Annotated in this window: 7 protein-coding genes; all 7 read left to right on the forward strand. The window is 63.8% G+C overall.

All coding sequences use genetic code 11. The features are described from left to right. The first annotated feature begins 16 nt into the window (after positions 1-16). Positions 17-2242, forward strand: coding sequence for a glycoside hydrolase family 88 protein (locus MJD61_09615; protein MCG8555527.1), 2226 nt, complete (start codon positions 17-19; stop codon positions 2240-2242). Positions 2243-2262: 20 nt separating this feature from the next. Then, positions 2263-2901, forward strand: coding sequence for a bifunctional 4-hydroxy-2-oxoglutarate aldolase/2-dehydro-3-deoxy-phosphogluconate aldolase (gene eda, locus MJD61_09620; protein MCG8555528.1), 639 nt, complete (start codon positions 2263-2265; stop codon positions 2899-2901). Positions 2902-2930: 29 nt separating this feature from the next. After that, a complete protein-coding gene (gene kduI, locus MJD61_09625) occupies positions 2931-3761 on the forward strand; it encodes a 5-dehydro-4-deoxy-D-glucuronate isomerase (protein ID MCG8555529.1) in 831 nt (276 codons plus the stop codon). 160 nt (positions 3762-3921) lie between these two features. Further along, entirely contained in the window at positions 3922-4959 is a 1038-nt protein-coding gene (locus tag MJD61_09630) for a TRAP transporter substrate-binding protein (GenBank protein MCG8555530.1), read from the forward strand. 13 nt (positions 4960-4972) lie between these two features. Then, positions 4973-5428, forward strand: a complete 456-nt coding sequence (locus MJD61_09635) for a TRAP transporter small permease (GenBank protein MCG8555531.1) — start codon at positions 4973-4975, stop codon at positions 5426-5428. A 4-nt stretch (positions 5429-5432) separates the two neighbouring features. Then, positions 5433-6719, forward strand: coding sequence for a TRAP transporter large permease (locus MJD61_09640; protein MCG8555532.1), 1287 nt, complete (start codon positions 5433-5435; stop codon positions 6717-6719). 61 nt (positions 6720-6780) lie between these two features. Beyond that, a partial coding sequence (locus MJD61_09645; GenBank protein MCG8555533.1) for an SDR family oxidoreductase occupies positions 6781-7514 on the forward strand: 734 nt, incomplete at its 3' end.

Raw genomic sequence — 7514 nt, forward strand, 5'->3', positions numbered from 1 at the left:
ACTAGCCTTTCGTACCATGCGGGCGGATCGGCATCTCTTTCTTGTCGCGATTGGCCTGTGTCTCGCTGCCGTTTTTTGGCTGGCCGGCAGCGGAGGTGCCACGCGGCGGGAGCGCTCCGGTTTCTCTGCCTCGGTGGACACGAACAGCATTCTGAAGGTAACCAGCGCGGTCGCGGACTGGCAGCTGGCGCACCCATCCGGGCGTCCTCATTGGGACTGGACCGAAGGAGCGCTGTGGACCGGATTGCTGGCGCACGCCCACTCGACCGGTGACGACAAGTACCTCGATGCCTTGAAAAAGGTTTCCGAGAATCTCGGACACCGGCTGGGGCCACGGCGCGGGATGGGCGACGACCACGTGGTGGGCCAGCTGCACCTATGGCACTACCTGCGCGACGAGCTTCGACGGCAGCTCGGGCCGACGCGCGACGTGCTGCAGGCATTCGTGTCACGCCCGCATGATGAATCGTTGCTGTGGGTGAACCAGATTCACGAGCGCGAATGGGCCTGGTGCGACAGCCTGTACATGGTACCCCCCACGCTGGCCGCCCTGCACGCCGCAACCGGCGATCGACGCTTCCTCGACGTCATGGATCGACTCTTCTGGAAGACCACCGACTACCTCTACGACCGCGAGTCTTCACTGTACTGGCGCGACTCGAGGTATTTCGGCCAGAAGGAGGCAAACGGGGAGAAGGTCTTCTGGTCTCGAGGCAACGGTTGGGTATTCGCCGGGCTTTGCCACGTGCTTCAGCACATGCCCGAGGACTACGCGGCACGCCCGAGATACGTGAAGCTCTTCCTGGAGATGGCTGCCAAGCTGAAGAGCCTGCAGCAGCCCGACGGTTCCTGGCGCTCCTCCCTGCTGAATCCGGACGCCGCGGGCGCACCGGAGTCGTCGGGTACGGCCTTCTTTACCTACGGTTTTCTGTGGGGCATCAACAACGGGATCCTTCCGGAGGCAGAGTACAAGCCCGCTGCGCTCAAGGGCTGGCAGCGACTGGTCAAGAGCGTCCACCCTGACGGCAAGCTTGGCTTCGTCCAGAAGATCGCGGACAAGCCGGACAGCGCCACGTTCGATGAAACGGCCCCCTACGGCGTGGGCGGGTTTCTGCAGGCTGGTCACGAGCTGCACAAGCACCTGATCCTGTCAGGCAGCACGATCGCGACGCTGACGGCCAGCAACCCGAGCGAGCAGGTGCGCCTGAACGAAGTCGTGCAAGTCGATTGGGAACTGGTGCGGAGCAAGTTGCCCAAAGCCGGTGCCAGGAACGTGGGCGTGCGCGACGCCGTTCGAGGTTACTTCGTGCCGACCCAGGTGATCGACCGGGATCGAAACGGAAGCCCCGATGCGCTCCTGTTCCGGGCGGACCTGGCACCGAAGGAAAGGCGCCGGTTTCAGCTGTGTGCGTTCGGCAAGCACAAACCGAGGTTCCGCCCGAACCAGATGACGGCCCGCTTCGTACCGGAACGCAAGGACGATTTCGCCTGGGAAAACGACCGCATCGCTTATCGGGCCTATGGCCCCGCGCTCGCAAGGGAATCGGCGCGCGGTGGCATCGATGTGTGGACCAAGTCGGTGCGTACACCGATCGTCAACGAATGGTATCGGAAGGGCTCGGCCCACTACCACAGCGACCACGGCACAGGTCTCGACGGCTACAAAGTGGGCGATACCCTGGGTTGCGGTGGACTCGGGTACCTGTCAGCGGACGGCCGGCTCGTAACCAGCCCGGTCTTTGCGAAGTCCCGAGTGTTGGAGAACGGCCCGCTGCGCTTGAAGTTCGAGCTGAGGTACCCGCCCCTGAAGATCGACCAGGCTACGGTCAGCGAGGTGCGCACCATCACGATGACGACCGGTGAACACCACTTTGAAGTGCAATCCCGTTTCAAGGTGGTGGGCGATGCCACGGGTATTCGACCCGTCGCCGGGCTCGCGCTGCGCGATCCAAAGCACAAGGCGGCCGCGTTCGGCGGCGGCTTCCTGGGCTACTGGGACAACATCATGGCCCGAGAGCACGGTCATATCGGCACGTTCATCCTCAACGATGACTCCGCACACGAGTCTTATGAGAGAAAGGACGGTCACTTGCTCAAGGTCCTGGCACGGGATCTGGCTCGGCCCGTGCGCTACCGCGCGGGCGCCGTGTGGCAGAAGGTCGACGCACCGGATGCAGCCGCGTTCGAGAATCGGCTTTTTCGCATGAATCACGAAACGCGCCATCCAATCAGGGTCGATTAGCAACCGCCACACAACAACCCGTGCAGACGGACGCTGAAAACATGGCTCCTGTGTTCGACGCCAGGGTGATCCCCGTGCTCGTAGTCCGCGATGCCGCCAGAGCGGCGCCGCTGGGCCAAGCCCTGATGGATAACGGGCTTGCATTGGCCGAGGTGACCCTGCGTACCCCGGCAGCGGTCGAGGTGATCGCGGCGCTGCACGAGCTCGGGGGCCTGCGCGTGGGCGCTGGCACCGTGCTGAACGCCAAACAGGCCGAAGCCGCGGTAAAGGCAGGGGCTGGTTTCCTTGTGAGCCCCGCGCTGCACGAGGATGTGATCGCATATGCACAGTCGGCGAACGTGCCCGTCGTCCCAGGCATCGCAACCCCCTCGGAGATCGCGCGTGCCATGGCGCTCGGGCTCGAGCTGGTCAAGTTCTTCCCTGCCGAAGCGCTGGGAGGCGTCAAGCTGCTTGGCGCCCTGGGCAGCGTCTATCCACAGATGGGCCTGGTGCCCACGGGTGGCATCCACCCGGGAAATCTGCTGGAGTACCTGGCGCTACCCAACGTCGTTGCCTGCGGCGGCTCATGGATGGCTCCCGCGCGGCTGGTCGATGAGGGGAGCTTCGACGAGATCGGCAGACTCGTCCGCGAGGCGGTCGAGCTGTCCCACGATCCCTAGCGAACCAACCAGAAGGCCACAAGGAAACCATGCGAACGCACAGCACATCCCGTCCCGATTCGTATCCGAAGCTGCGAGCCGCTGACCTCAGGGATTCCTACCTGCTGGAGGACCTCTTCAAGCCGGGCGAGCTCCAGCTCGTCTACACCGATCTCGACCGCGCCGTCGTCGGTTCGGCCGTGCCGACCGGGGAGACGCTTGCCCTGGAGGCAGGCGATCGGCTCCGGGCCGATTACTTCTGCGAGCGCCGCGAGCTTGGGGTCATCAATCTGGGCCAGGCGGGCTCGGTTACCGTGGACGGCGCTGCCTACAGGATGGCCAACCGCGAGTGCCTCTACATTGGTCGTGGCTCGAAGGACATCGGTTTCAGCTCCGAGCGCGCGCAAGCGCCCGCAGGCTTCTACCTGCTCAGCTACCCGGCACACGCCGTGCATCCAACCGCCCATGGCAGGCTCGAAGACGCCAACAAGATCGAGCTCGGCAGCCAAGAGCAAGCCAGCGAGCGTCGCCTGTATCAGTTCATCCACGAGAACGGCATCCGCTCCTGCCAGCTAGTGATGGGCTTCACCGAGCTACTACCGGGGAGCGTCTGGAACACGATGCCACCGCACACTCACGACCGCCGCTCCGAAATCTACTGCTATTTCGATATCGCCGACGGCCACGCGGTGGCTCACTTCATGGGGGAAGCCCACGAGACCCGCACGCTGTGGGTGGGAGAAAAGCAAGTTGCGCTCTCGCCCTCCTGGTCGCTGCACTGCGGCGTGGGCACGGCTCCGTATGCCTTTGTCTGGGGTATGGGCGGTGAGAACCAGCGCTTCGACGACATGGACGGCTGCGCGATCCCGGGACTTCGCTGAGCGGACCGGCCCGCGCATGATGCGTACCTCGGCGCCGGCGGAAAAACGGCAACCCGAAGTCCGTCTTGGTCGTCGGAGTTTCCTTCCCCGAACGGGCCGGCGAAACGCCGATAGCGGAACTGACCCGGGGTCCCCACATCGCTGGTGCAGGAATTGACGCATGAAGAGGAGCGACTTCATTCTTGGCCTGTTGGTTGGCGCGCTCGCGGCGACCGCACTGTTCGCCTTCATCGGCAGAAAGCAGCTCGGCGAGGCTGGCGAGGCTAGCGTGCTCGGACGCGACCTGAAGATCGCTCACTCGCTGCCAACCAGCCACCCGGTACACCGCGGCATCGAGCGCTTCGCACAACGGCTCAAGGAGCTCTCCGGCGGCCAGATCAACTGCGCCATCTTCCCCAGCGGACAACTCGGCAGTGAGACCGAGTACTTGGAGAAACTGCAGTCCGGCACGCTCGACATCGCCAAGACGAGCGCCGCGCCGGTGGCCAACTTCGTGCCGCGCATGAAGCTCTTTTCGCTGCCCTACTTGTTCCGCGACCGCGAACACTACTGGCAGGTGCTGGATGGCGCCATCGGCCAGCAGCTGCTGGCCAAGCTCTCCGACCGCGGCTCGGGGAAGCCGTCGGGCTTCCGTGGCCTGTGCTTTTACGATGCGGGCAGTCGCAACTTCTACAGTGTGCAGCCGATCGAAGAGCCCTCGGACCTGCGCGGCCGGGTCATCCGCGTCATGGAAGACCCGGTGGCGATCGACATGATGGGCAAGTTTCAGGCCATCGCGAAGCCCATGGCGTCAGGCGAGATCTACAGCGCGCTGCAGCGCGGCAACATCAACGGTGCGGAAAACAACCCGCCAACCTTTGTCACCCAGCGCCACTACGAGGTCTGCAAGCACTTCACCTTCGATCACCACTCGCGTATCCCGGACGTGCTGCAGATTTCGAGCATGCTGTGGGATCGGCTTGGCGAGCAGGAACAAAGTTGGGTCTTGACCGCCGCCCGCGAATCGAGTCGCTACCAGCGCCAGCTCTGGCAGCAGGAATCGGACGCCTCCGTCGCAGAAATGCAGAAACACGGTGTGACCATCCACCGGCCGGACCCACAGGCATTCGAAGCCGTTGCCGGACGGGCCGGCGAGGCCCTGCTGGACGATGAAGTCAAGGCTCTTCGAGACCGCATCAAGTCCCTTCCTCGCACGTGAGGGCCCGAGTCCCATGCAGCGCGCGATCACTACAAGCCTCCGTTTCCTGTGCGCCGGCAGCCTGAGCGCTCTGCTGCTGGTGGTGCTTCTGGTTATCGTCGATACCAAGCTGGAGCTTGGCGCTGCCTGGGCCAGCGAGTTGTCGCGTTTCTTGTTGGGCTGGACCGTGATGTTGGGCGGAGCCCTGGCCTATGCCGAGCTCAACCACCTGGGCCTCGACATCGTCGTGAACGGGTTCCAACCTGCGGCACGTCGGGGCGCGCTTGTCATCGGTCACGTCTGCGTTCTGTGCTTCGCCGTGGGTGTGTTGATCTACGGCGGCGCACAGCTGGTGCAGGGACGGGCGGAAATGGGGCAAACCATGCCGGCGCTGGGGATTTCCCGCGCCTGGTTCTATCTCAGCATGCCCGTGGCCGGCGTGCTGATGGGCCTGGCCGCCGTCGGCCACCTCGGTCAGAAGCGGGACTAGACCCATGTTTCTGACCATCCTCATCGTCGCCTTTGTCTGCCTGCTGCTGCTCAAGGTACCCATCGCGTTTGCCGTCGGCATCGGCACCCTTCTGGCGGGGATCTCCCTCGGCGAGCTCAACGTACTGCAGAACATCGCGAGCAACATGCTCAATGGAGTCGATTCGTTCTCGCTGCTGGCGATTCCGCTTTTCATCCTGGCGGGCGACTTGATGAGCTCCGGCGGGCTGGCCAGGCGCCTGATCACGCTGGCCACCGCCCTGGTGGGTCGCGTGCCGGGAGGGCTTTCGTTGATCAACACGCTCACCAGCATGCTCTTCGGATCCATTTCCGGGTCCGCCGCCGCCGCCGTGTCGTCGATCGGCGGCAGCTTGATCCCGGAGATGCATGCCAAGGGTTATGGCAAAGACTTCACGGTGGCCGTCACGACCGCTGGCTCGATCACGGGCCTGTTGATCCCGCCCAGCAACGTGATGATCGTGTACGCAGTCGTGGCCTCCGGCGTATCGGTATCCCTGCTGTTCCTTGCCGGAGTGCTCCCGGGAGTCCTGCTCGGCCTGGCCCTGATGTTCGTCTGCGTAATCGTGTGCCGCAAGCAGGGCTACGGGCAGAGCGCAGATGGCCAGCTGCCCGCCCTGCTGCCTGCGATCTTGGGGGCGTTCCCGTCGTTGTTGCTTGTAGTCGTGGTGCTCGGCGGCATCTTCGCCGGTTGGTTCACTCCCACCGAGGCTTCGGCCGTAGCCGTGGTCTGGGTGCTGTTGATGACCTGCGGCCTGTATCGCGAGCTCGCGCTCAAGGAGCTTCCCGCCATCGTTGCCCGCTCTGCCTGCACGACGGGCGTCGTTCTGTTTCTCGTGGCCGCGAGCTCTGCCATGAGTCAGCTCTTGACCAAGGAGCAGGTGCCGCAGCTGGTCAGTTCCTCGCTGCTCGCGTTGTCTGACGATCCCATTGTCATCCTGTTGATCATCAATGTCGTGCTGCTGCTGGTCGGCACCTTCATGGATATCACACCCGCCATCCTCATCTTCACGCCTATCTTTCTGCCAGTCGCCATGGACATCGGACTCGACCCGATCCACTTCGGCATCGTGATGATCACCAACCTTTCGATCGGCCTGTGTACCCCCCCCGTGGGAACCTGCCTCTTTGTCGGCTGCAGCGTGGGCAAGGTGCCCATCGGAGGGGTGTCGCAGCAGATGCTGCCCTTTTACGGCGCGATGATCCTCGTATTGCTGGTCATCACGTACGTTCCCAGCGTTTCGCTGTGGTTGCCAACGCTTGTCGAACAATGAGCGACTCGAGCAACGAGCGACTCGAGCAACGAGCGACTCGAGCAAGGAGTGAGCGTCCGAAATGAAAGCTTTTGATCTCATGGGGAAAACCGCACTCGTCACCGGCTGCAAACGCGGCATCGGGCTGGCCATGGCCAAGGGGCTGGCGCAAGCAGGTGCGGACATCATTGGCGTGTCGGCATCGCTTCAAGTTGCCGGTTCCGAGGCCGAGCGCATCGTGACAGGCATTGGCTGCAAATTCAGCGCCTACCAGTGCGATTTCTCCAGCCGCGCGGCCACCACGGAATTCGCCCATCAAGTCCTGACCGAGCACGGCACGCCCCACATCCTGGTCAACAATGCCGGCACCATCGAGCGCAAGCCAGCTGCCCAGCACGGCGACGACCTGTGGGACAGGGTCATCGAAATCAACCTCAACGCTCCCTTTGTGTTGAGCCGCGAGATTGGAGCCAAGATGATCGAGCGTGGCAGCGGCAAGATCATCTTCACGGCATCGCTGCTCAGCTTCCAGGGCGGCATCACGGTGCCGGGTTATGCCGCGTCCAAGGGTGCGATCGCTCAGCTCACCAAGGCTCTGGCCAACGAGTGGGCACCGCACGGCATCAACGTCAACGCCATCGCCCCCGGCTACATCGCCACCGACAACACGCAGGCGCTGCGCAGCGACCCCGTGCGCTCCAGGCAGATTCTGGAACGCATACCGGCCGGACGCTGGGGCAGCCCGGAGGACTGCATCGGCGCCGCGGTCTTTCTCGCCTCGGACGCCGCTCAGTACGTGCACGGCCAGATCCTGGC

The sequence above is a fragment of the Pseudomonadota bacterium genome (assembly GCA_022361155.1).
Taxonomy (GTDB): domain Bacteria; phylum Myxococcota_A; class Polyangia; order Polyangiales; family JAKSBK01; genus JAKSBK01.

Coding starts and splice junctions, on each gene's coding strand:
- MJD61_09615 (MCG8555527.1), top strand. CDS start 17: ATGCGGGCGGATCGGCATCTCTTTCTTGTCGCGATTGGCCTGTGTCTC.
- kduI (MCG8555529.1), top strand. CDS start 2,931: ATGCGAACGCACAGCACATCCCGTCCCGATTCGTATCCGAAGCTGCGA.
- MJD61_09630 (MCG8555530.1), top strand. CDS start 3,922: ATGAAGAGGAGCGACTTCATTCTTGGCCTGTTGGTTGGCGCGCTCGCG.
- MJD61_09635 (MCG8555531.1), top strand. CDS start 4,973: ATGCAGCGCGCGATCACTACAAGCCTCCGTTTCCTGTGCGCCGGCAGC.
- MJD61_09640 (MCG8555532.1), top strand. CDS start 5,433: ATGTTTCTGACCATCCTCATCGTCGCCTTTGTCTGCCTGCTGCTGCTC.